At 65.8% G+C, this 22,931-nt stretch carries 26 protein-coding genes, 1 tRNA gene and 1 pseudogene; 18 read left to right on the top strand and 10 right to left on the bottom strand.

The features are described 5' to 3' along the window. Window positions 1-46: 46 nt before the first annotated feature. Together DVW87_RS03660 and DVW87_RS03655 are read right to left on the bottom strand one after the other, a co-directional pair. Window positions 47-454, bottom strand: a complete 408-nt coding sequence (locus DVW87_RS03660) for a hypothetical protein (RefSeq protein WP_114686373.1) — start codon at window positions 452-454, stop codon at window positions 47-49. After that, the gene (locus tag DVW87_RS03655; RefSeq protein WP_114686372.1) at window positions 451-1,929 is read right to left on the bottom strand and encodes a VapE domain-containing protein; all 1,479 of its coding nucleotides are present in this window, start codon (window positions 1,927-1,929) and stop codon (window positions 451-453) included. Before DVW87_RS03655 ends, DVW87_RS03660 begins: the two co-directional genes overlap by 4 nt. Before the next feature lie 577 nt (window positions 1,930-2,506). Between DVW87_RS03655 and DVW87_RS03650 the strand changes: the two genes are divergently transcribed. Next, window positions 2,507-2,920 carry a hypothetical protein gene (locus DVW87_RS03650; RefSeq protein ID WP_147276198.1) on the top strand — a complete coding sequence of 138 codons (414 nt, stop codon included), beginning with the start codon at window positions 2,507-2,509 and terminating at the stop codon, window positions 2,918-2,920. Here DVW87_RS03650 and DVW87_RS17710 read toward each other — a convergent pair. Continuing rightward, complete coding sequence (locus tag DVW87_RS17710) at window positions 2,904-3,494, bottom strand: hypothetical protein (protein ID WP_147276197.1); 591 nt, start codon at window positions 3,492-3,494, stop codon at window positions 2,904-2,906. The two genes, DVW87_RS03650 and DVW87_RS17710, sit on opposite strands and share 17 nt — an antisense overlap. A gap of 36 nt (window positions 3,495-3,530) precedes the next feature. On the opposite strand from DVW87_RS17710, the gene DVW87_RS03645 reads away from it, so the two are divergent. Further along, a complete protein-coding gene (locus DVW87_RS03645; protein WP_220149783.1) occupies window positions 3,531-3,914 on the top strand; it encodes an HNH endonuclease in 384 nt (127 codons plus the stop codon). 18 nt (window positions 3,915-3,932) lie between these two features. Here the strand turns inward: DVW87_RS03645 and DVW87_RS03640 are convergent, their stop codons facing one another. After that, entirely contained in the window at window positions 3,933-4,481 is a 549-nt protein-coding gene (locus DVW87_RS03640; RefSeq protein ID WP_114686370.1) for a hypothetical protein, read from the bottom strand. A gap of 327 nt (window positions 4,482-4,808) precedes the next feature. On the opposite strand from DVW87_RS03640, the gene DVW87_RS03635 reads away from it, so the two are divergent. From DVW87_RS03635 to DVW87_RS03590, 11 genes and pseudogenes are all read left to right on the top strand, one after another. Then, the gene (locus DVW87_RS03635) at window positions 4,809-5,237 is read left to right on the top strand and encodes a hypothetical protein (protein ID WP_114686369.1); all 429 of its coding nucleotides are present in this window, start codon (window positions 4,809-4,811) and stop codon (window positions 5,235-5,237) included. Further along, window positions 5,234-5,416 (top strand): helix-turn-helix transcriptional regulator, encoded by a 183-nt coding sequence (locus DVW87_RS03630; protein WP_114686368.1) that lies wholly within the window; start codon window positions 5,234-5,236, stop codon window positions 5,414-5,416. The genes DVW87_RS03635 and DVW87_RS03630 overlap by 4 nt, the downstream gene beginning before the upstream one ends. Window positions 5,417-5,488: 72 nt before the next feature. Then, complete coding sequence (locus DVW87_RS03625; RefSeq protein WP_018251035.1) at window positions 5,489-5,842, top strand: hypothetical protein; 354 nt, start codon at window positions 5,489-5,491, stop codon at window positions 5,840-5,842. Continuing rightward, complete coding sequence (locus tag DVW87_RS03620) at window positions 5,839-6,051, top strand: hypothetical protein (RefSeq protein ID WP_114686367.1); 213 nt, start codon at window positions 5,839-5,841, stop codon at window positions 6,049-6,051. The genes DVW87_RS03625 and DVW87_RS03620 overlap by 4 nt, the downstream gene beginning before the upstream one ends. Further along, window positions 6,048-6,194, top strand: a complete 147-nt coding sequence (locus tag DVW87_RS18005; RefSeq protein ID WP_181814709.1) for a hypothetical protein — start codon at window positions 6,048-6,050, stop codon at window positions 6,192-6,194. Before DVW87_RS03620 ends, DVW87_RS18005 begins: the two co-directional genes overlap by 4 nt. Further along, window positions 6,194-6,406: a hypothetical protein gene (locus DVW87_RS03615; RefSeq protein ID WP_114686366.1), complete on the top strand. Its 213-nt coding sequence runs from the start codon at window positions 6,194-6,196 to the stop codon at window positions 6,404-6,406. Before DVW87_RS18005 ends, DVW87_RS03615 begins: the two co-directional genes overlap by 1 nt. Then, on the top strand, window positions 6,376-7,128 hold the full coding sequence (locus DVW87_RS03610) for an AbiV family abortive infection protein (protein WP_338056359.1): 753 nt from the start codon (window positions 6,376-6,378) through the stop codon (window positions 7,126-7,128). The genes DVW87_RS03615 and DVW87_RS03610 overlap by 31 nt, the downstream gene beginning before the upstream one ends. A gap of 13 nt (window positions 7,129-7,141) precedes the next feature. Then, window positions 7,142-7,510: pseudogene (locus tag DVW87_RS03605) on the top strand (magnesium chelatase subunit ChlI family protein); the annotation flags it as partial. A gap of 59 nt (window positions 7,511-7,569) precedes the next feature. Beyond that, window positions 7,570-8,343, top strand: coding sequence for a helix-turn-helix domain-containing protein (locus tag DVW87_RS03600; RefSeq protein WP_114686364.1), 774 nt, complete (start codon window positions 7,570-7,572; stop codon window positions 8,341-8,343). Between the two features lie 71 nt (window positions 8,344-8,414). Then, window positions 8,415-8,499: transfer RNA gene (locus DVW87_RS03595), tRNA-Leu, on the top strand. A gap of 75 nt (window positions 8,500-8,574) precedes the next feature. Beyond that, window positions 8,575-10,533, top strand: coding sequence for a CocE/NonD family hydrolase (locus DVW87_RS03590; RefSeq protein ID WP_114686363.1), 1,959 nt, complete (start codon window positions 8,575-8,577; stop codon window positions 10,531-10,533). Window positions 10,534-10,639: 106 nt separating this feature from the next. Here the strand turns inward: DVW87_RS03590 and DVW87_RS03585 are convergent, their stop codons facing one another. Further along, window positions 10,640-11,065, bottom strand: a complete 426-nt coding sequence (locus tag DVW87_RS03585; protein ID WP_220149782.1) for a winged helix-turn-helix transcriptional regulator — start codon at window positions 11,063-11,065, stop codon at window positions 10,640-10,642. Between the two features lie 101 nt (window positions 11,066-11,166). Between DVW87_RS03585 and DVW87_RS03580 the strand changes: the two genes are divergently transcribed. The 4 genes from DVW87_RS03580 to DVW87_RS17705 all read left to right on the top strand — a co-directional run bounded on the left by DVW87_RS03580 (window position 11,167) and on the right by DVW87_RS17705 (window position 17,036). Continuing rightward, entirely contained in the window at window positions 11,167-11,937 is a 771-nt protein-coding gene (locus DVW87_RS03580; protein WP_114686362.1) for an SDR family oxidoreductase, read from the top strand. Window positions 11,938-12,074: 137 nt separating this feature from the next. Beyond that, entirely contained in the window at window positions 12,075-14,405 is a 2,331-nt protein-coding gene (locus DVW87_RS03575; RefSeq protein ID WP_114686361.1) for a GH92 family glycosyl hydrolase, read from the top strand. Between the two features lie 50 nt (window positions 14,406-14,455). Next, window positions 14,456-16,432 (top strand): hybrid sensor histidine kinase/response regulator, encoded by a 1,977-nt coding sequence (locus DVW87_RS03570; protein WP_239017738.1) that lies wholly within the window; start codon window positions 14,456-14,458, stop codon window positions 16,430-16,432. 217 nt (window positions 16,433-16,649) lie between these two features. Next, entirely contained in the window at window positions 16,650-17,036 is a 387-nt protein-coding gene (locus DVW87_RS17705) for a hypothetical protein (RefSeq protein ID WP_147276196.1), read from the top strand. A gap of 121 nt (window positions 17,037-17,157) precedes the next feature. On the opposite strand, the gene DVW87_RS03565 is transcribed toward DVW87_RS17705, so the two are convergent. From DVW87_RS03565 to DVW87_RS03545, 5 genes are all read right to left on the bottom strand, one after another. Beyond that, on the bottom strand, window positions 17,158-18,498 hold the full coding sequence (locus DVW87_RS03565; protein ID WP_239017805.1) for a sensor histidine kinase: 1,341 nt from the start codon (window positions 18,496-18,498) through the stop codon (window positions 17,158-17,160). Between the two features lie 5 nt (window positions 18,499-18,503). Then, on the bottom strand, window positions 18,504-19,223 hold the full coding sequence (locus DVW87_RS03560; RefSeq protein WP_114686359.1) for a response regulator: 720 nt from the start codon (window positions 19,221-19,223) through the stop codon (window positions 18,504-18,506). A gap of 83 nt (window positions 19,224-19,306) precedes the next feature. Beyond that, the gene (locus DVW87_RS03555; RefSeq protein WP_114686358.1) at window positions 19,307-19,759 is read right to left on the bottom strand and encodes an EF-hand domain-containing protein; all 453 of its coding nucleotides are present in this window, start codon (window positions 19,757-19,759) and stop codon (window positions 19,307-19,309) included. Between the two features lie 118 nt (window positions 19,760-19,877). Continuing rightward, window positions 19,878-20,651: a thioesterase family protein gene (locus DVW87_RS03550; protein WP_114686357.1), complete on the bottom strand. Its 774-nt coding sequence runs from the start codon at window positions 20,649-20,651 to the stop codon at window positions 19,878-19,880. After that, on the bottom strand, window positions 20,648-22,180 hold the full coding sequence (locus DVW87_RS03545) for a class I adenylate-forming enzyme family protein (protein ID WP_114687044.1): 1,533 nt from the start codon (window positions 22,178-22,180) through the stop codon (window positions 20,648-20,650). Before DVW87_RS03545 ends, DVW87_RS03550 begins: the two co-directional genes overlap by 4 nt. Before the next feature lie 105 nt (window positions 22,181-22,285). On the opposite strand from DVW87_RS03545, the gene DVW87_RS03540 reads away from it, so the two are divergent. Next, complete coding sequence (locus DVW87_RS03540; protein WP_114686356.1) at window positions 22,286-22,900, top strand: glutathione S-transferase family protein; 615 nt, start codon at window positions 22,286-22,288, stop codon at window positions 22,898-22,900. Window positions 22,901-22,931: the final 31 nt, after the last annotated feature.

Here is a 22,931-nt window from a genome sequence, read left to right as displayed (position 1 = left end):
GTCGAAAGTATTTAAGCCCACGGCCAAAAAAATCGCCGAATAAGGCTCAAGAATCGCGGTTCTTCCACTTGGCGAACTTGGCCGCGAGCGGGTCCAGCTTCTCCACCCGCGTCGCCTTCACTTCGGCGTAGCGCGCCACCGCCGCCCGGTGGGCGTTCTCCGCATCGTGATCCACGTCACTGGTGTCCCGCCCGATGCTGGACGCGAACTGCCGCCCGATGGTGGCGAGATCGTCGGCGGTGATGGCGTAGCCCTTGAGCAGCGCTCGCGTGCCGGTGCGCACGAGGAACGGGAACATGCGGGTGCCCTGTGCCCCGGTGCTCGCCTTGGCCTTGTCGATGCCGGGGCGCTTGGACTCGCCTTCGAGGTAGTCGGCGAACGACTGCCACGAGGGCAAGGCGTCCGTGACGGGGCGATTGTCGCGGACGTTCCGCACGGTGCTGTAGGCGATCATGCCATCACCCGACCGTGGAACACGTCCAGTGCCTTCGTGGCTTCGGCGATCGGCCCGACATACTGCCAGCCGTTCATCTTGTTGGTCTTCTTCGGCTGGATCGGGAAGCCCGCTTCCTGCGACGACATGCGGCGAAGCTCCGAGAGGAACCCGGCCTGTTCCAGCGCGGCCTTCTTCCGCATCACGGCGCACCAATCGCGGTAGGCGAGGTAGATTTCATCCTTGGCGATCACGCCCGTGCGGAGCGTGCGATCAACGGACCCGCCCTCGAAGCTGGACGGCACGCGGTAGCGGCCTTCGTTCGCCACCAGCGCGTCGGCAAACTCGCCCACGGACGAGCGGTTGGCGTGACGGGATTGGAGAGCCTTCATCGCCTCACGGTGCGGCTCGCACGGATCGGCGGCGAGGTGATCGACCGAACACCACATCGCCGTGAAATCGAGACCGTTGATGAAGGCAAACTCGGCAGGCCCGGAGGCGCTGTTGAAATCGATTTGGAAGAAGCGGCGGATGCCGGTGGGATCGTTGATCAACTGCTCCAGCAGCTTGTTCGACGCGCCGATGAAGCAGGCGTTCTGGTCCATGCTCACGGAGGCGTTGGTCCCCATGGGGCGGTAGGAAAGCTCCTCGCGGGTGATCACCGCCTTAACGGCGTCCATGTCGGCGCGATCCGCCTTGTTCATTTCGTCCAAGAACAGGGCGAAGTTGCGGAACAGGTTGGCTTCGCGGTTGTCGGACAGGCGGTTGAAGTCGGTGGTGGCGAACAGCGATCCAAGCTCACCAAGCAGCTTGGTGATGAAAACCGATTTACCGCAGCCCTGCGACCCGTAGACCACCGGCATGAGGTGGTAGACGATCGGGAGGCCAGCGAGGCGGCGCTTAATCTGCCAAATCAATTTCTGGAGCACCGCGATGGTGATCTCCGCCGACACGTTGGTGGTATCGAAGCTGGTGGCGATCAGGGCATCCCAATCGAACGTGGTGCCGGTCTGCGTGAGCTTTTCCAGAATGGCGGAGCGAACCTCGTGGTCCACCTTGCGCTGGAGATAGACCACTTCGTCCACGACGTTGGCCTTCTTGAACTGGTCGCCAAGCAGGTTGCGGTTCACCGACGTGGCTTCCTCGATCAACTCATCCACCGACAGGCGGACGCGGTTCTTCTGGATCGGGCTCACCCACGACAGGGGATGCGCGGCGTTGGCGTTCAGGCGGAAGGCGTAGGTATCAAGGATCGCTTCGACCAACTCGCGGGGCGTGGCGGGCACGGTGCCAAGGGCGGAGCGGATGCGGTGGGCGCGCTGTGCGGATCGGAACGCCTTCTGCCATTCCGTCTTGCTGGCGATGCCGAGCTTGATGATGGAGGCTTCGAGGTTCGGATAGGTCTCGTTGTCGAAATCGAGTTGCGCGATGATCTCGGAGAGTTCGGGCGTCGGGTTCGTGGTAACGATGAAGTTGAGAATGTCTTGTTCTGTCATGTGTTCCTTCTACTAAATGAAGGAACGCCATCCATGCCATGCGCGGCTCGCATTGTGTTGGTAGGGACGGCATTCCCTGTTGTGCTTTTATTTAGCACCACGCGCCGAACCGGTGCCATATTCATCTGCGCGCAAGAAAAAGGCCCCGGTTGGATGCCGCCAACCGAGGCCAAGTAGACAAAGAAACACAATATGAAGAGATCGGGGAGAGGTATCGAACCCCGTTCGCACTTTTATTTATACCAAGGTGCGAGTTCGCCTGTCTATTACTTCAAGCCATGAGCAAGAAAAAACGGCTTGCCTCCACTTTTTGGCCCTTTTCTCCACCTTCCTCCACCGACTATTTTTGCTTAAACCCGCAGAAATCTTTGGTTTTTGACTGGAGTGGAGGAGGTGGAGGTAGTTTTTATAGATATAGAATTTAAGAAGACAAAACACACCTAATAGCTATGGAGCATGTTGCCTCCACTCCTCCCCTTGGTGCCATAAACGGCAGAAAAACGCCATTTCTGGCTTGAGAAGAGTGGAGTTAGTGGAGGCAGGCGTCCCGCCTCATCTTGGTGGCTCTAAATAGAGGGTGACCACGAATACTTTACCCAAGCCCCGCAAGTGCTCTATCCGATCGGCCAAGGCCAAGGCGTGCCGCCTACAGAACAAGCTCCGGGACGCGATCCGCGCCGACAACCCGGACCTCGATCCCGCCGACGTGCTGTCCTGTCCAATGGGGAGCAGCGGCGCGGATATCATCCTCACCCCGGCTGCAAAACGAGTTCACCCCTACAGCTATGAGGCCAAGGCCCACGCCAACGGCTTCGCCAAAGCCTATGCGGCGATCGACCAAGCCGAACGCGGTGATGGCCTGATGCCCGTGGCGGTGGTCCAGCATGATCGCGCCAAGCCGCTGGCGATCCTCCATCTGGACGATCTCCGGGAGCTACAGCGGCTCGCCCGCAAGGCACGGGAAGCATGTCCCGTCAGCTTTCTACCTTGATCGCGTTCTGAAGCGCTCGTGCCAGCTTGAGGTTAAAGGATCGACGCATTTCAGCGAACACGATCTCTTTCGCGGCAGTGACTGCGCGCTCGTGGGAGAAAGATCGGTTTTCCGCTCGCGCACCGACTTCGAGATAAGCCTCAAGAGCCGCCGCGAGTTTTGAATGGTCTTCGCCTTGATCGTCGGCAAGCACTTTCGCTACCGCCTGCTGCGCAGTAGCGACAACCAAAGAGAGATCGCCTGTGTAGAAAAGGCTCCGGCGATCCGTGTCAAAGGTTGCCGATAAAGCAGTTTGTAGGGCTTTCTCTGCCGCTGTGAGCCCCACGGCAAGGTCGGAAGACAGCGGGGCAAGGAAGACAAACCGCCATGGAGCGTGCTCTTTCAGATTGCCGTTGTTCAGTTGGCTCAACCGCTTTGCGGCGTTGTTTTCCTGCTGGTTCTTTCCGATGACACCGGATCGATGAAGTTGAGCGGTGCCTTCCGAAGCCATGACATAGACAGCGGAGGTGACGGAAGTGAGATAGGCCCGACTGGAAAGTAGCGCCTGATCACTCCATTCATCAAAACCGCTCACATCGCACTCCAGCCCCTTGGAGCGCCTAAATAACAGGTGCCCGACAAGCCCGCCACCTTCTCCAGCCGTCCGAAGCAGCAACGCTCCAAGCAGGGCGGCTCACATGCCCTGCGGGACCGTAGCCGCGCTTACAGCAGGCTTCGCGAGCGTTTGCTGTCCGCAGAGCCCTTGTGCCGTTACTGCCGCTCCACCGGGCTTATACGGGGCGCTACGGTGCTCGATCATATCGTGGCGCTCGCGCTTGGGGGCACCGATGATCCCGCGAACCTCGCACCGACCTGCACCGACTGCAACGACGCCAAGAGCACGGCAGAGAAGCGCTTCCTCGCCAAGGGCTATGATCTCGCCGACGTGACCCGCGATCCTCACCTTGCGGATTGGCTGGCGCGAGCCGAGGCCATCATGTCGCCTCCGGTGTGATGGCGCTGCGAAACTGATTTACCCCGCTAACAGCTTCGTCAGAAGCTCAAGCGACTTCTCCGCACCCTTGCCGATGATCCCGTTAGCAAAGCCCCCTGCGAGGAACAGGAGCGTGGGAAGGGTCCACCGTGCGATGATCCCACGCTCGTCTGTCGCAAGCACGATCTCACGCGATGCCTGCAACTCCGTCAGAACGACTTCTCTCGGATACCCATCAGGGAAGGGTAGATTGCTCGTCATCACGAGCACTCGAAGCTGCGCCAACTCTCGCGCGAGTTCATCACGCGCTTTTTTGATATCGTCCGGCGAAAGCCCTTCGGCTTCGCCCGACGCTCGACCTTCCAGATGGGCGAGGGTGCGCAGACCCGCCGCGCGACGTGCCAGAGGCTCTGTCGCGCCATCCCCGAAGAACACCTTCCCGTCCGACGCTTTGCTGTAGGCGATCCATCGGCGTGTTTCGGCGAGGTAGTGGGACAACTCCACGTTCTCGGCAGGCACCTTCGCATCGATCGAGCCGGTGAACGGCGGCGCGACCCGCAGAGCCTTCGTCTTCGCCGTTCGCGCCATGGTCGAAGGTTAAACGGACTACGGGCAATCGGGCAACGATCTCCTGTAAATCAGTTTCGGCCATCGAGATTAACGCGGGTGATTCGGACTTGACCCGATTTCCGTGAACTTGGTTAACGCACCTACCAGACCCAAAAAGCAGAAAAACTTGACGTATTGGAAAAGTGTGAGACGCTCCGCAGCACGAAGGCGCTACCGGAAGTTGTTCTATAATTGATTATAGACTACACAGTTCGGTTTTTGCACAGTTCGGTCGGAATTTGCTTGTTATATTCGCAGTCTCATGAGACCTACTCGTCATCGCAAAGATGAACGGGACCAGAGATTATGCCCTACAAGATCAACTGGAACGACGACAAGATCACCGCTGTGTTCAAGAGGCCGGATGGTTCGGCGTTCGTGATCCGCGCGAAGAACGGCGGCATGGTGCAGGTGCTGCACTCCAAGACCTTTGGTCTTACGCCTCACCCCACTATCGAGAACGCGAACTACGTGGACCTCGATCCGATGATGGGCTTCTTCACCGCCATGACCATGGACGCCGACGACTTCCTTGATTGGTCGAAGAAGGTGCCGATGGGCTACGGCAAGGGACTGATCATCAACAAGCTCGAAGCCGCCTACAACAAGCCCGCTGGTCACATGGTCCACTGCGAACCGCCTTTGAAGGCGCTCATGGCTTTCATCGGCGCTATTGACGAGCGGGGCGAGGCAGACGGCACCCACGCTCGTGTCCGGGAGCGGGAGGCGGCGTGAACGTCGAAGAAATCCTCGCCCTCACCGGGGCGTCGCGATCGACCTTCTATCGCTGGCGCACAGCCCGGAACTTTCCCGCACCAACCCGGATCGGTCACTTCGATGAAGCGGCGGTGATAGGCTGGTGGGATGCCAACCGCGATCAGATGGGGCGATGGCCGCACAGCGAGCGCGCCTGATTACCCACCAAACTGAAAACCAATTTACCTGACTGGCGGGTCACCTTCGCCAGCATGGCGGAGCTATGACCTATGACTGACAAGAACCGCCGCAAGCTCGCGGCATATGGCAGCACCAAGGTGGTGGACGGCATCACCTTCACCGCGTCCGCGTTCATGATGGACGGTGAGGTGAACCCCAACTTCATCGAATGGAACGGCGGTGCCCGTGGCGGCATCGTCCGCGAGCGGGCGGGAAAGACGGCTACTGGCACCTGTGGTTTTACCCACCAGCCCCGTGTCATCGCGCTATCGCGGTTCGAATGGGAAAACGTAGGTCGCGAGACCTTCCACCCCATTGCCCGACTGTCGATCGCCGCGCAGCGCAATCGTTACCGGGAAGCAAAGACGCTCGTGGAAGCCTTCGAGGCGGAGGCCGCACGATGAACGAGCCCACCACTGCGAAACTGATCGTTGAAGACATCGTGTGGGATGATGACGGTGAGCAGACCGGTCTTCCCACCACCATCACCCTCGATTGGTGGGGCGACCACCCCAACGACGCCCCGGACGGCTTCGTGGACGAGCAGATCGCCGAACACCTCACCCGCACCTACGCATGGGTGGTGGCCGATTTCTCGTGGAGGGTTGCATGATCGATCCCGAGACCATCACCCCGGCAGAAGTCGCCGCGATCATGGAGGCGGCGGTCGCGGCCTACTGGACGCGCAAGCGGGAGACGCAGCTTCGCTCGGATCGGGCGAAGGCCGCGTGGCGTCGGCGAAAGGGCCTGCCCTGATGTGGGTGGGCAAGATCGAGAACGCGATCCTTCGGCTTCAAGCGATCATTCTGAACGCGGAAGTGGCGGCGGCGACCCGCGACCCTGCCGAGCGACGATCCTACGCCCTCCGGTTCTACCGGCAGGCTTACCTTGAAGATCGCCAGACGATGAGCCCGGACGAAGAAGCCGCCTTCGAAGCATGGCTGATGGAGACCTTCGAAGTGGACTGACACCGATCCAGCCGCCACCATCGGCGGCTATGAAGTCACACCTTCAACCATACGCGGGACCGCTAACGCCCGCACATATCACGGAGGGAATCGCCGCTGCACAGGCGAACGCCCTCCGTTTGCTTGATGACGCCAAGCTATTGCTGGAGGCGGGGCGCTACCCGTCCGCTACGGCGCTTGCGATCCTCTCCATGGAGGAACGGGGCAAGGTCATCATCCTCAAGCGCCTCGCCCTCGTGAGCGATCCCGCCGACGTGAAGGCGGCTTGGCGCGAATATCGCAGCCACCGGGCGAAGAATGCCGGTTGGATCATCCCGCAACTGGTGGGGCAGGGTGCCCGGACCATGCAGGGCTTGGCAGCAGGCGTTGACCCCGACGCCGAACACACCGGCATTCTGGACGCCCTCAAGCAGGTGAGCTTCTACACAGACTGCTTGGCGAAGCGGCATTGGAGCATCCCCACCGAAGTGATTGATGAGGGCGTTGCCCGCTCAATCGTCGCGTCTGCCGAGATCATGTGGAGCGCCCGCGCGGTCACGCTGCGCGAAGTGGAGCTATGGGGGCAGATCGTCGGACCTCACTACAACCAACCCGGCATGATGGCCGCTGTGGTCGAATGGCAGCACGCCATGGTCGCCGAGGGCTTGAGCGATACCACACCCGAGTCGCTGGCAGCGTTCATGCGAGGCGAGCCCGTGGAAGTTTCGACAGTTCGCTCTTGAAAGGTGCTCATTTCTCGACCGTATCGACCTCCATGTCGAGGTGCAGGCGGTCAGCGCCGCCGACCTCGTCCTGCCGCCGCCGACCGAGGGCTCCGCCGAAGTCGCCGCCCGCGTGGCGGCCGCCCGCGCGGTGCAGCGGGGCAGGGGCGCGCGCACCAATGCCGAGCTGGAAGGCGAGGCGCTCGACGCCGCCTGCACGCCCGACGAGCCCGGCCGCGCGCTGCTGGCGCAGGCGAGCGAGGCCATGCGGCTGTCGGCGCGCAGCTATACGCGCGTCCTGCGGGTCGCCCGCACCATTGCGGACCTGGCCGGGGCGGAGACTGTCGGCCGCCTGCATGTGGCAGAAGCGCTCAGCTACCGGCGGCAGGCGCCGCGCAGCTGAGGGGCACCCCCAATTTTTTGGGATAGTGGTGCCGCCCCGGCCTTCCTAGTCCTGCGGCCATGATCACGGATGCCCTGAAGCGGCTCGACTCGCTTACCGAGAGGGAGAAGCAAACCCTGCGGCTGATCGTGCGAGGCCATGATGCCAAGTCCATCGCCCGCAGCCTCGACCTGTCGGTCCACACGATCAACGAGCGCCTTCGCGAAGCGCGGCGCAAGGTGGGCGTTTCGAGTAGCCGGGAGGCAGCGCGAATGCTGTTCGAGGCGGAAGCAGCAGGGACGCCGCCGACCCCCGATCCGCTTGTCCGCAACGAAATCGGGGAAGCGATGGACGGATCGGGGCATCAGGAAGAGGCGGCGCCGGACGCCGGTGTGGGACAGCCGCATCGGCTTTCCCCGATCCTCTTCGGAGTTGCCCTCATGGCTCTTGTTGCTGCCTTGCTCGCCCTTGCCGTGCTGCCGCAGAATGCCGCCGCGCCCGCGCCTGCTCCCGTAGCGGAGGCACCGCAGACGGCGGTGGTGGATGCCGCACGGCAGTGGTTGAACCTGCTCGACCAATCGCGCTGGGACGACAGCTACCGCGCTACCGGTACGGTATTCCGTCGGCTGAACAGCGCAGCGGCGTGGGTGGCGGCGTCCCGGAAGGTGCGGGTGCCTCTCGGCGCAATGATGTCGCGCACGCTGGTAAGTCAGGAGAATCTGCCGGCGCCGCCGGATGGCTACGAAGTGGTGAAGTTCCGCACCCGCTTCGCGAACAAGGAGGTGGCGATCGAGACGGTCACGCTCCTTCAGGAGGACGGAGGCTGGCACGTCGTCGGTGTGACGGTCGGCTGAGGTCCGAGCTGTTCCGGCGCGAGGTTGCAGTTGCACCCCCCCGCCGCTTCCCCTATCGCCGCTTCCCACGTGCGGGTGTGGTGGAATTGGTAGACGCGCCGGACTCAAAATCCGGTTCCGCAAGGAGTGTCGGTTCGAGCCCGACCACCCGCACCACCTTTGGCTTTGTTTCCGCTGGCAATGTGTCGCGCGACGATACAATGTCGCCTCCCTGAACCACAGGGAGCTCCCATGCTGAAGCCCGTCCTTCTCGCCACCTCCACTCTCGCGTTGATCGCCGCACCGCTGGTGGCGCAGCAGACGCCCGCGCCCAAGGATGCTGCCGAGCGCGCGCAAGGAGCCGCCGGCGACATCCCCGCCAAGTTCACCCCGCCCGTGCCCGCCGCCGATTACGACAAGCGTGAGGCGATGATCCCGATGCGCGACGGGACGAAGCTCTACACCGTCATCGTCGTGCCGAAGGGGGCGACCAACGCCCCGATCGTGCTCACCCGCACGCCGTACAATGCGAAGGGCCGCGCGACGCGCAGCGAGAGTTCGTCCATGCTCGCCACCCTGCCGCTATCCGACGAGCCGTTCGTGAAGGCCGGGTACATCCGCGTCTATCAGGACGTGCGCGGCAAATACGGGTCGGAAGGCGACTACGTCGTCACGCGGCCGGTGGTCGGCCCGCTCAACAACACCAAGGTCGATCACGTCACCGACGCCTATGACACGATCGACTGGCTGGTGAACAAGGCGAACCTGCCGGAGGCCGCGCCGCGGGTGGCGATGATCGGTTCGTCCTACGAGGGGTTCACCGTCGCCATGGCGCTGCTGAACCCGCACCCCGCGCTGAAGGTGGCGGTGCCGGAAAGCCCGATGATCGACGGCTGGATGGGCGACGACTGGTTCCATCACGGCGCCTTCCGCCTCGCCAACATCGCCTGGCTGGGCAGCCAGACCGGCTACAAGGGCGCGGGCAAGGCACCGCCGACCGGGGCGGATTACGACGACTACAACAACTTCCGCGAGATCGGCTCCGCGGGCGAGTGGGCGAAGCGGTCCGGCTACGACCAGCTGCCGTTCTGGCAGCGCATGGTCGCGCACCCCTCCTATGACGGCTTCTGGCAGGGGCAGGCGCTGGACAAGCTGCTCGCCGCCAACCCGTCGAACGTGCCGACGCTCTGGGAACAGGGCCTGTGGGACCAGGAGGACATGTACGGCGCGATCCATGCCTGGGAAGAACTCGCGGCCAAGGGGAAGACCGGCAACAACTTCCTGGTGATGGGTCCGTGGCGGCACAGCCAGATCAACCGCGAAGGCCGCAGCCTCGGCCCGTTTCAGTGGAATGGCGACACCGCCGCGCAATTCCGCGAACAGATGGTGATGCCGCTGTTCCGCCAGTATCTGGAGGGCGGCCCCGCGGCGAACCTGCCGCAGGCGGCGATCTACAATACGGCCGAGAACCATTGGGACCGCTTCACCCGCTGGCCGCTGTCGTGCCAGTCGGGCTGCGCGGCGCCGCTGAAGCCGATCTGGTTCGGCGCCGACGGCGGACTGGGCTTCACGGCGGGAGCGTCGGGCGGGGACAGCTATGTTTCCGATCCGGCCAGGCCCGTGCCGCACCTGCCGCGCCCGGTGAACTTCGAGGACGGGCGCTGGGGCGACTGGCTCGTTTCCGACCAGCGCCATGCCGACGGGCGCACGGACGTGCTGACCTATCAGACGCCGGTGCTGACCCAGGCGGTGCGTGTTTCGGGTGTGCCCATGGCGGACCTGTTCGCGCGCACCACGGGCACCGACGGCGACTTCATCGTCAAGGTGATCGACGTGCTGCCGACCGAGAACCCGGCCGATCCGAAGATGGGCGGCTATCAGCTGGCGATCAGCCAGGACATCTTCCGCGGCCGCTACCGCGACGGGTTCGACAAGCCGAAGGCGATCCCGGCGGGCCGCGTGCAGGAATACAGGTTCCGGCTGCCGGCGGTGAACCACGTGTTCCAGCCGGGGCACCGCATCATGGTGCAGGTGCAGTCGAGCCAGTTCCCGCTCTACGACCGCAATCCGCAGAAGTACGTGCCCAACATCTTCCTGGCCAAGCCGTCCGACTATCAGAAGGCGACGGTGACGATCGAGCGCGGGGCGAACGGCAGCCGCGTGCTGCTGCCGGTGGTGCCGGTGGACCAGTCGGCGGCGATGGCGCGGTAAGCCGACCTCATCCGTTCGTCTCGAATAGCGATCGAGCCTGTCGAGAGCGCCTATCGAGAGAGGTGGCGGGCGACCTCTCGATACGGCGTCTCGACACGCTCTACGCCTACTCGAGGCGAACGGTGGGAGAGGGTGATGACGCCCCCCGATCGAACGCCGCCCGCGCTTCCTCGATGCGCGCAAGGTTGCGCTCCGCCCACAGCCACACGCCGCAAAACGCCTCGCCGAGGCTGAGGCCGAGGTCGGTCAGGCGATAGTCCACCCGCGGCGGCACGACGGCATGCACCGTGCGCATCACCAGCCCGTCGCGCTCCATCTGGCGCAGCGTCTGGGTCAGCATCTTCTGGCTGATGCCGGGCACCTGCCGGCCCACTTCGGTGAAGCGCAGGGTGCCGTGGTCGGCCAGCGCCTCCAGGATCAGCATCGTCCATTTGTCGGCAACCCGCCCGATCACGTCGGCGGCCAGCGCATCCACGCTCGGGTCCGCTTCGGGCCAGGGTTTGGGAGCGGGGGAACTCGATGGCTGGCTCAACGAACACTCTCCTGGCGGTGCGTAGCAATCTTTGCGGTGCCTTCTTCCGTCCGGAAACAAGGCGCCTAGGTAAGCGGCTCCATAGCCCACAGGAGCATGCCATGAAGCGCAACGGCAACACCATCCTCATCACCGGCGGCGGATCGGGCATCGGCGAGGCGCTGGCGCATCGCCTGCACGATCTGGGCAACACCGTGATCATCGCCGGTCGCCGCCTCGAAGCGCTGCAGGCGGCGGCGGAAGGGCGCGAAAACATCCACCCGATCGCGCTCGATATCGAGAACGGCGCCGCGATCGAGGCGTTCGCCGCCCGCGCGGTCGCCGAGCATCCGGCGCTCAACGTGCTGGTCAACAATGCCGGGATCATGCGCTTCGAGCCGCTGGACACGCAGCGCGACCTCGCCGACGCGGAGGCGACGATCACCACCAACCTGCTCGGCCCCATCCGCCTCACCAACGCGCTGATCGAGCATCTGTGCGCGCAGGAGGACGCCGCGATCGTCAACGTCACGTCCGGGCTCGCCTTCGTGCCGCTGGTCGCCACGCCCACCTACAATGCGACCAAGGCGGCGATCCATTCCTACACGGTGTCGCTGCGCCAGGCGTTGCAGGGCCGGGTGGAAGTGGTCGAGCTGGCGCCGCCGGCGGTGCAGACCGGCCTCACGCCCGGGCAGGAGAACCGCCCCGGCTACCAGCCGCTCGACGAGTTCGCGGACGAGGTGATCGCGCTGTGGACGCAAGCCGGGGGCACCCCGCCCGAGATCCTGGTGGAGCGCGTCCGCTTTCTTCGCAACGCCGAGGCGGAAGGGCGCTTCGACGAGACATTGGTGCAGCTCAACGAGTTCGCCCGCAAGGCGCGCGAGGGGCAATAGGCTGCTTGCGCCGGGCGACGTCGCGGGCCGCCGGGCGGCCGCCGCGCGACGTCGCCCCGCAACGAAGGCGGCGCCGGTTCGGCGGGGTCTCGCCCCGTCCGCTTGGCGCTCGCCCCGCCATCTGCTTAGGTGCCGGAATGCGTATTCCCCGCCTTCGTGCCGCCGCCGCCCTGCCGCTGTTCCTGGTCGGCGCGGCGCCGCCACAGGAAGCCTCCGCGCCCAGCGCCTACGAAACGGTGGACCCGTTCATCGGCACGGGCGGGGAGGGGCATAGCTTTCCGGGTGCAGTGGCGCCGTTCGGCATGGTGCAGCTGTCGCCGGACACCGATGCCACCTGCGAGATCCGAACCTGCTACGGCCATGCGGCTGGCTATCGCCATGACGACCCGACGATCCAGGGTTTCAGCCACACCCACTTTTCGGGCGCCGGCCATTCCGATCTCGGCGACGTGCTGGTCATGCCGCAGCTCACCGCCGGCGCGAAGCTGGAGCCCGGCGATCCCAGGGTGCCAAACTCGGGCTATCGCTCGCGCTTCAGCCATGCGCAGGAGGAGGCGCATCCCGGCTATTATGCGGTCACGCTGGCCGACACCGGCATCCGCGCGGAGCTGACCGCCGGCACGCGTGTCGGCGTACACCGCTACGGCTTCCCGGCGGGGCAGGCGGCGAGCCTGGTGCTCGACCTGCGCACCTCGCTGTACAATTATCCGGGCAAGATCCTGTGGTCGTCGCTGCGCCTGCTGCCCGATGGAACGCTGGTCGGCATGCGCGAGACACGCGGCTGGGCGCCGGCGCGCAAGCTCTGGTTCGCCATGCGCTTTTCGGAAACGATCAAGGCCCATTCGTTTCTGAACCGCGAGGAAAAGGTCGCCTATCGCGGCTTCCAGGGCCCGTTCCGCGGTCGCAGCGATGCCGCCGAGGTGCAGGGGCGCGCGCTGGTGGCGCAGCTGGACTTCGGCGCGCTTGCCCGGCCGCTGGAGGTGAAGGTGGCGCTGTCCGGCGTCGACCAGGCCGGGGCGCTCGCCAATCTGGCTGCGGAACCCGGCGGCTTCGACGCGATCCGCGCCGCCACGCGCAGCGCGTGGGAGAAGTCGCTCGGCGCGGTGGACCTCACCGCCGAGGCGCCGATGCGCAAGACGGTGTATACCGCGCTCTACCACAGCCTGCTGGCGCCCTCCGTCTATGGCGATGCGGACGGCCGCTGGCGGGGGCCGGACGATCAGGTGCACCGTGCGGAGGGCTTCACCTTCCATTCCACCTTTTCGCTTTGGGATACGTTCCGCGCCGAGCATCCGCTGCTCACGCTCGTTCAGCCGGCGACGAGGAATGCGGACTTCGTGAACTCGCTGATCGCCAGCCGGCAGGTAAGCCCCGACGGCATCCTGCCGATCTGGCAATTCCATGGCCGCGAGACGTGGACGATGATCGGCTATCACGCCGTGCCCGTCATCGCCGATGCCTATCTGAAGGGCATCAAGGGCTTCGACGCCAATGCCGCGCTCGACGCCATGGTCGCCAGCGCCGATTACGGCCCCTATGGCGGGCTGGACGAATACAAGAAGCGCGGCTTCGTTCCGATCGACAAGGAACCGGAAGCCGCCTCCAAGACCGTCGAATATGCCTATGACGACTGGACGATCGCGCGCATGGCCCGCGCGCTCGGCCGCACCGACATCGCCCTGCGCTTCGAGAAGCGCAGCGCAAACTGGCGCAACACGTTCGACCGCCGGACCGGCTTCGTCCGCGCGCGCAAGGCGGACGGCAGCTTCCGCACACCCTTCGACCCGACCGCGATCAACTACGGCTCGGACTATACGGAAGGCAATGCCTGGCAATATTCGTGGTTCGTGCCGCAGGACCAGGGCGGGCTGATCCGGCTGCTGGGCGGTGACCGGGCGGCCGTGAAGAAGCTCGACGCCATGTTCGATTACGACAATTCCAGGCTCGACTATAGCCATGCCGAGGACATCGCCGGGCTGATCGGCCAGTATATCCACGGCAACGAGCCGAGCCACCATGTAGCCTATCTCTATTCCTATGCCGGCGCCCCGTGGCGCACGCAGGAACGGCTCGCCCAGATCATGGCCAGCCAGTACAAGCCGACGCCCGACGGCCTGTCCGGCAACGACGATCTCGGCCAGATGTCCGCCTGGGCGGTGTTCACGGCGCTCGGCTTCTATCCCGTCACGCCGGGCAGCGGGCAGTATGTGATCGGCCGTCCGTTCGTGGAGGCCGCCACGCTGAACCTGCCGAACGGCCGGCGCTTTCGCATCGTGGCGGACGGCCTGACGCCGGCCAACCGCTATATCGGCCAGGTCGCGCTGAACGGCCGGCCGCTTGCCCGCGGGTACATCACCCATGACGAGATCCTGGCGGGCGGCGAGCTTCGCTTCACTATGGCCGCCAACCCCGATCGTCGCTGGGCGACCGGCAGAAACAATCGTCCTTATTCCATGACAGGTTACTGATCCCGGGTGTAAAACATGCCGTGGAACGTCGGAGAATGGATGCGGGCCAGGTGACCAAAACAAGCAACCCGGCGATTGTCGGTGATCGGCGCTTCGAACTGCTGGTGAAGGCGGTGAAGGACTATGCGATCTACCTGCTGGATCGCGACGGCTATGTGGTGAGCTGGAACGCCGGGGCGGAGCGGTTCAAGGGGTACACGGCCGAAGAGATCATCGGGCAGCACTTCTCCCGCTTCTACACGGAGGAGGATCGCGCCTCGGGCCTCCCCGCGCGTGCGCTCGCCGCCTCTGCCGAACACGGCACGTTCGAGGCGGAGGGCTGGCGCGTGCGCAAGGACGGCACCCGCTTCTGGACCAGCGTGGTGATCGACCCGGTGATCGACGAGGACGGGTCGCTGATCGGCTTCGCCAAGGTCACGCGCGACATCACCGACAAGCGCCGGATCGACCGCGAGCTTCGCGAAAGCGAGGAACGGTTCCGCCTGCTCGTGCAGGGCGTCAGGGATTGCGCGATCTACATGCTGGACCCCACCGGCGTGGTCACCAACTGGAATGCCGGCGCGGAGGCGATCAAGGGATATACCGAAAGCGAGATCGTCGGGCAGCATTTCTCCCGCTTCTACACGGAGGAGGACCGCCAGGCGGGCGAGCCGGAACGCGCGCTGCGCGTCGCGGTGGAAGAAGGCAAGTACGACATCGAAAGCTGGCGGGTGCGCAAGGACGGCACCCGCTTTCGCGCCGGCGTGCTGCTCGATCCGATCCGCAACGAGGCGGGCGAGCTGATCGGCTTTGCCAAGATCACGCGCGACCTGACCGGGAAGTGGCAGGCGCAGCAGGAGGTGGAGCGCGCGCGCGAGGCCATGGCGCAGGCGCAGAAGATGGAGGCGGTCGGCCGTCTCACGGGCGGCGTGGCGCACGATTTCAACAACCTGCTCACCGTGATCCGTTCCTCGGCGGACCTCCTGAAGATGCCGAACATCGCACCGGAGCGGCGCGAGCGGTACCTTCAGGCGATCTCGGACACGGCGGACCGCGCGGCCGCGCTCACCTCCCAGCTGCTCGCCTTTGCCCGGCGCCAGCCGCTGCGCCCCGAGGTCTTCGACGTGTCAGAGCGGGTCGCGGGCATGCGGCAGATCATCGAGGCAAGCGTCGGGGCGATCATCGAGGTGCGCTTCGACATGGATGCGCCGGATGCCGAACCCGGCAGCGAGCCGCGCATCGTCAACGCCGATCTCAACCAGTTCGAGACGGCGGTGCTGAACCTGGTGGTCAACGCGCGCGACGCGATGCCGGCGGGCGGCTGCCTCACCGTCTCCAGCCGCATCGCGGACGGCCTGCCGGCCGTGCGCGGCCATGGCGCATCGAACGCCGCCTTTGTTGCCGTCCGGGTGGAGGACAGCGGCAGCGGCATCGCCCCGGAAACGCTGAAGCACATCTTCGAGCCGTTCTTCACCACCAAGGGGCTGAACAAGGGCACCGGCCTGGGGCTCAGCCAGGTGCACGGCTTTGCCAAGCAGTCCGGCGGCGAGATCGACGTGGAAAGCCGCATCGGTCACGGCACCGCCTTCACCCTGTACCTGCCGCTGATGCAGGGCGAGCATGCGCAGCCTTCCGCCATCCGCAAGGCGGGTGCGGAGCGGATGGCGACGCAGCGCGTGCTGCTGGTCGAGGACAACGAAGTCGTCGGCCGGTTTGCGCGCGGCCTGCTCGAGGATTTGGGGCAGATCGTCACCTGGGCGCAGAACGGCGAGGCGGCGCTGGAACTGCTGGAAACCGCCGCGGCCAAGTTCGACCTGGTGTTCAGCGACGTCATCATGCCGGGCATCAACGGCCTGGAACTCGCCCGTCGCATCGCCGACCGCTGGCCCGGCCTGCGCGTGGTGCTGACCAGCGGCTACAGCCACGTCCTGGCGCAGGAAAGCGACCACGGCTTCGAGCTGCTGCGTAAACCCTATTCCGTGGACAGCCTGCTGAAGGTGCTGGGCCATCGCCCCGCAGCCGCAGCGGCGGGAGTTGTGGAGAGCTGATTCGGGTACGTATGCGTATGTGGGCGTCGTCGTCTCTCATCAAAACGCGTGGGTGAGCCTCTGTGGCTTGGCGATCACCCTGCGATCACAAGTTGTAGGTTCGCCACTCCGGCGAATGATGCGCAGGCGGCCACCAGAATTGAATCAGCATCGGATCAGGTTTTCATGTTGCCGTTGCACCGATCCCGCTAAGCTGCGCCGTAAAAAAGGAAGCAACATGGACTCTCTGCTGACACACGACCTGCTTGCCGAATTGGCAGCACAATATAGCACATCACCTGGTCGCGTCAGCGCGCTGGCTGCTATAGTTCATCAAGCCGGACCTGGTACTCGAAACTGGGATGATGTAGAAATCTGTGAGTTCTGGACCAAAGTCGATCAGCACCGTGCTGAACACGGCCTAGGCGACGCTGTAATCGCAGGACTAAGCGGGTTTGCATTCGGCAATGAAGGGAATGGTCACATCATCGAAAAGTCCGATCCGATAGGGAGGGGCTCCACCCAGCTCACAACGATGGGCGTCAAGCTCTTTCGCGCGATCGCAACGCTTCTGTCGCAAATTGAAGTTCGTTCCGAACACGGCGCAAGACGCACATCGTCGTGATCAACCTGCCGGCCCTGAGCGCTACCGGATGCAAGTAAAGATGCGCACCCTCGCTTACACCGGCAACTCACTACTTTTTGCCGGCGCGCGGAGATACTTGTAAGAATAACGATATCGCCATCTAGCGCGGCAGCACGATCGTGGCGCGGAGGCCGCCTTCCGGCCGGCTCGCCAGCACCACCTCGCCACCGGCATCGCGCGTGATCGCCCGGGTGAGCGCGAGGCCCAGGCCGATGCCGCCGGTGTCCTTGTTGCGGGAGGCCTCCAGCCGGGTGAACGGATCGAACACGTCGGCCAGCCGGTCGGCGGGGATGCCGGGGCCACGGTCCGCCACCTCGATCACGACTTGCCGTTCGTCCTCGCGCAGGCGGACTTCGGCGGCGCCGCCATATTTCAGCGCGTTCTCGATCAGGTTGCGCACCGCACGGCGCATCAGCGTCGGCCGCAGCTTCATGCGCAGGCGAACGGGCTCGTCGAACTGCACCGGCTGATCGAGGTCGCGGAAATCCTCCACCACCGCATCGACCAGCGCAGCCACATCGACATCGGTGATCGGCTCGCTGGGCTTGCCGACGCGGGCAAGGCTGAGGATGTCGTCCAGCGTGCGGTTCATCTCGTCGATCGTGTCCGCCATGCGCGCGCGATCGTCGTCGTCCTCCACCGACTCGATCCGCACGCGAAGAGCGGCCAGCGGCGTGCGCAGATCATGGCCGATCGCGCCGAGCATCCGGTCCTTTTCGTCCAGCATGCCGGTGACCCGCAGGCGCAGCGCATTGAAGGCGGCGATCACGTCGCGCACGTCCTGCGGCCCGCGTTCCTCGATCGCATCGTGCCGGCCGGGCGTGAAGTCGCGCGCGGCGGCGGCAAGGTCGCGCAAGGGGCGCGACAGGCGCCGGCCGATCCACAGCACCGGCAGCAGGATGATGCCGTACAGGATCAGCGTCTGGGCAACGAGGCCCCAGACGAAGCCCAGGTCGCCCCGTCGCCAAGGCGCACGCAGCACCAGCCAGCCGCGGCCCGGTTGCTGCACCGCGATCACGATCTCGTCCGTCGCGCGCAGCCAGCGTTGCAGCCCGCGCTGCCGCCAGCGCTTCATCCGCGGGTCGTTGGCGGCGATCGGCCGCACCTCCGTCTCGATCCTGCCGAACTTCACGCCGGTATCCGCCAGCGCGTCGCGCAACGCCGCTTCCACATCGGCGCGGTGCTCGCGATCGTTGCGGATGGGAGAGGCAGGCAGGAGGTCGATGCCGCCGTTGCGGCCGAATAGCGGCCCTTCCGCGGAATTGCCGTCCGCCGCGTCCACCAGCCGCGTGACCGCGGGCCGTGTCGCCTGTTCGATGCGGATGCGCTTGCGCTCGTTCAGCAGCAGCGCGAAATTGACCACCTGGGCGACGAACAGCGCCAGCGCGATCAGCAGCGCCATCTGCCCCGACAGGCTGCGCGGCCACAGCTTCAGCCGCATCAGGGTCACAGCCGCGTCACCTCCGCCGCCAGCGTGTATCCGCCACCCCAGACCGTCTTGATGAGCTCGGGATTCTTCGGGTCGCCCTCGATCTTCTTGCGCAGGCGGCTCACCTGATTGTCGATCGCGCGGTCGAACGCCGCCGCCTCGCGCCCCTGGGTGAGGTCCAGCAGCTGGTCGCGGGTCAGCACCTGGCGGGGCCGCGTCACCAGGGCATGGAGCAGGTTGTACTCGCCGGTGGACAGTGGCACGGACACGCCCTCGCGGTCCACCAGCGCGCGCTCGCCCGATTTCAGCACCCAGCCGGCAAAGGCGAACGAGCCGGAATCCGGCGCGTGCTGCCGCATGCCGCCGCCTGCCGCGCGGCGCAGGATCACCTTGACCCGGGCGGCCAGCTCGCGCGGCGAGAACGGCTTCACCACATAATCGTCCGCGCCCATTTCCAGCCCGACGATGCGGTCCGTCTCCTCCGACCGGGCGGTGAGCAGGATCACCGGCGTCTCGCTGGTCTCGCGGATATGGCGGCACAGGCTGAGGCCGTCCTCGCCCGGCATCATGATGTCCAGGATCACGAGATCGATGGCATAGGCCGCCAGCCGGGTGCGCGCGCTTTCCGCGTCGCCGGACTGGGTGACGCGGAAGCCCTGCTTCGTGAGATATTGCGCGAGCGGTTCGCGGATCGAGCGTTCGTCGTCGACGAGCAGCAGGTGCGGCGTGTCTCCCATGGCCTCGGGCTGTAGCATGGCGGAACCCTGAAGAAAGGGGCCGGACGGCAGGGGAGCCGCCGTCCGGCCAGGAAGCGGGCCGCTTACTGGCCCGCGGGGGATCCCTGGCGCGGCGGCATGCGCATCGCGCTCCTCTCGGCCGCGTCGATCGCGCCGTCCTTGTTCGTGTCGAGCCGGTCGAAGCGGGCGGTGGCCGCGGCCTGATCCTCGGCCTGGCTGATCTTGCCGTCGCCGTTGGTGTCCGAGCGCTGCTGCGCACGGTTCAGGCCGGTCCGCGCGGTGTCGCCCTCGCCACCGCGCATCGGTCCGGCAAGCTCGTCGCCGGACAACACGCCGTCCTTGTCGGCATCGCGTCGCGTGAAGCGCTGCGTCACCTGCGCCAGATATTCCTGGCGGGAGATCTTGCCGTCGCCATTGGCGTCCGCGCGCATCATGATGCCGCCGCCTCGCGGCCCCTGCGGTGCGGCGTCCTGCGCCACCGCGGCATTCGCGAGGAGGCCGCCGGCCAGCGCCGCGGCGAGAACGAGCGTGTTCATGGAAAAGCCTTCCCCGGTGCGACGCGGCCGATCCCGCGCCGTCACCGGCCTTTTCCCTGCAAGCTGTCGCTACGGTGTGTCGCGGAAAGCGGCAATTGTCGCAAAGTGTCGCAAGCGATCAGACGAACAGCGCCACGCTCTGCATCGCCTGCACGGCCAGCAGCCCCTCGGCATTCCACAACGTCATGTTCTGGCTGGAGCTGCCGCCCGCCGCCGCGTCCGCTTCGGCGCGGAGCAGCCACCAGCCGTCCTGCGTCTGCGGCGGGGAGGTGGTGAGGTTCAGTTGCCAGGTGAGCGAGGAAACCGGCCCGAAGCTGCCGAGCAGCTTCATCGCGGCAGGGGGCAGGGCATCGGCCACCGCCATCAGCTCCACGGCGGGATGCAGCCCCTCGCGCTCGATCAACCGGCCCCAGCGCAGCCATTCGGTCGGGCCGTGCGCCTCGGCCTTGAGGTCCAGGAACTGGAAGTTGCTCGTGAAGAATTCCGGCGGCCCCTGGTACAGCGCCTGGTCGGGCGCCGGCGGGCGGCGATCGGTGGCGAGCCCGGCATCGTGGCGGACCGCCGACTCGCGCTCCGCCATGAACACGAACGTCGCGCGCAGGCCGAGCCCCGCGTCCGAGGTGACGTCCGCCTGCACGAACGCGGCGTTGCGCCCGCGCCGCAGCTTGGTGGCGGTCACGGTCACGGCGCCTGCGAGCGGGCCGATAAAGGCGATCTGCGCCGATCTGAGCGGCGGCAGGTCCGGCTCGCAGCGCAGCGCCGCCTCCAGCGCCAGCGCGGAGGAGAAGCCGCCATATGCGGTGCGCCCCTGCAGCCAGTTGGCGGGGACGTGCGCGCGAAAGCCGCCCTCGACCGGCTCGGCGGCGGCGAGCAGCGCGGGAAGGGAGGTCATGCCGCGATCTCCTTCAACCGCTCGCGCAGTTCGCGCTTCAGCACCTTGCCGATCGCGCTGCGCGGCAACTCCTCGATCGGGTACAGCGCGGACAATCGCTGCGTCTTGCCGAGCCGCGCGTTGGTCCACTCGCGGACCTCCTCCGCGCTGGCGCCCACGCCCGTATGCGGCACGTAGAAGCCGACCGGCGTTTCGCCCCACGCCTCGCTCGGGGCGCCGATCACGGTGCACTCGGCCACCGCCGGATGCTCGCGCAGCACCGCTTCGAGATCGACCGGATAGATGTTGAAGCCGCCGGAGATGATGAGATCCTTCTTGCGGTCCATCAGGATCAGGAAGCCGTCCGCGTCGAACCGGCCGAGATCGCCGTGGCGGATGTAGCGATTGCCCTCCGAGTCATGCCATTCCGCCTCGCGCGTCGCCTCCGCCCGCCCGTGATAGCCGGTCATCATCGCCGGGGAGCGGCCGACCACCTCGCCCGTCTCCCCCGGCGGCACTTCGCGGCCGTCCTCGTCGATCAGGCGTATCTCGTGGCCGGGCAGCGGCTGGCCCACCGTGTGCAGCTTGTCCGGGAACATGCTGGCGTTCAGCCCGGTGGAGGCGCCGCCCTCGGTCATGCCGTAGAACTCGACCAGCAGCCCCGGCCAGCGCCGCACCACCTCCGCCTTCAGCGCAGCCGAGAAGGGCGCCGAGGTGGACGTCTTCAGCCGGAAGCTCGACAGGTCGAAGCTGTCGAAATCGGGCACCGCCATCAGCCGCTGGTATTGCACCGGCACCAGCATGGTGTGCGTCGCGCGGTGCGCCTGGGCCAGCTCCAGGTAGCGGCGGGCGTCGAACTTCTTCATCAGCACCACCGTGCCGCCCCAGCCGAGCGTCGGCAGGAAGCTGACCAGCGTGGTGTTGGAATAAAGCGGGGTGGAGATCATCGTCACCGCTTCGTCGAACCCGCTCGCCGCGTTGCGCCCGATATGCGCCCAGCGCATCGCGTGGCTCTGCACGATGCCTTTCGGCACGCCGGTGGTGCCGGAGGAATAGAGCAGGTTGAAGCCGTCCTGCGGGCGGATCGCCACCGGCTGCGGGCGGCTGCCGGGCGGGGCCAGCCACGCCTCGAACGCGGGCAGGTCCAGCCGCACGATCCCGGCGGTCACGCTCTGGTGCCGCAGCGCTTCGGCATTGTCGGCGTCGGCGAACAGGATCGGCGCGCCGCAATCGGCGATCATCGCCGCCAGCGCTTCGGGCGTTGCGGAAGGGGAGAGGGGCGCGGCGACGCACCCGGCGCGCACCGCACCCAGGAACACCGCGGCATATTCCACCGATGACGCCGCCAGGATCGCCACTGCCTGGCCCTGGCCGATGCCGTCGCGCTGCAAGGCCGCGGCCACCCGGTCCATGGCGCGGTCGAGCGCTGCATAGGTCATCGAGCGCTGCTCGTCGGCCACCGCCGTCCGCTCGCCGCGCTCCTGCGCATGGGCGGCGATCAGATCGGGCAGGGTGGCGAACTCGCCCAGCAGCAGATCACGCGCCGTCACCATGTTTCTCCATTCCCGTTCGCTGATTTGCTAGGCGATCGGGATAAAGAATGCCATACGCGATCTTCTAAAAACAATCCGCGTTCGGCGCGGGAAAGGGGAGGAATGCTGTTCCACGATGCCGTCAATCCGGCGCCCAATCCGCGCCGCGTGCGCATCTTCCTGGCCGAAAAGGGGCTGGAAGTGCCGATGACGCAGCATTCCATCCCGCGCGGCGAGCATCGCAGCGAGGCGTTCCTCCAGGTCAATCCGCTGGGCCAGATCCCCGCGCTGGAGCTGGACGACGGCACGGTGCTGACGGAAAGCGTCGCCATCTGCCGCTATTTCGAGGCGCTGCACCCCGATCCGCCGCTGTTCGGAACGGGAGCGCTGGGCGCGGCGCGGGTGGACATGTGGATGCGGCGGGTCGAGCTGCGCCTGATGTCGCCCCTGTCGATGGTGTGGGTGCACACGCATCCGTTCACGGCGCGGGTCGTGAAGCACCAATATACCGACTTTGGCGAAAGCCAGCGTCCGCGGGTCGTGCATGCCATGCGCGAGTTCGATGCCGCGCTGGACGGGCGCGCGTGGCTGGCCGCGGAGAGCTACACGATGGCCGACATCCTGCTGCTGACCACGCTCGACTTCGCCGCCTTCATCGGCATGCCCCTGCCGGAGGATGTGCCGCACCTGCACAACTGGCACGCCCGCGCCTCCGCCCGGCCGAGTGCGCAGGCGTAAAGGGGTAGGGGCGCAAAGGAGGTCTGTTCAC

Origin of the sequence: Sphingomonas aracearum (assembly GCF_003345355.1) — a bacterium.
Lineage (GTDB): Bacteria > Pseudomonadota > Alphaproteobacteria > Sphingomonadales > Sphingomonadaceae > Sphingomonas > Sphingomonas aracearum.
This window is presented reverse-complemented; position numbering and strand designations above follow the sequence as displayed.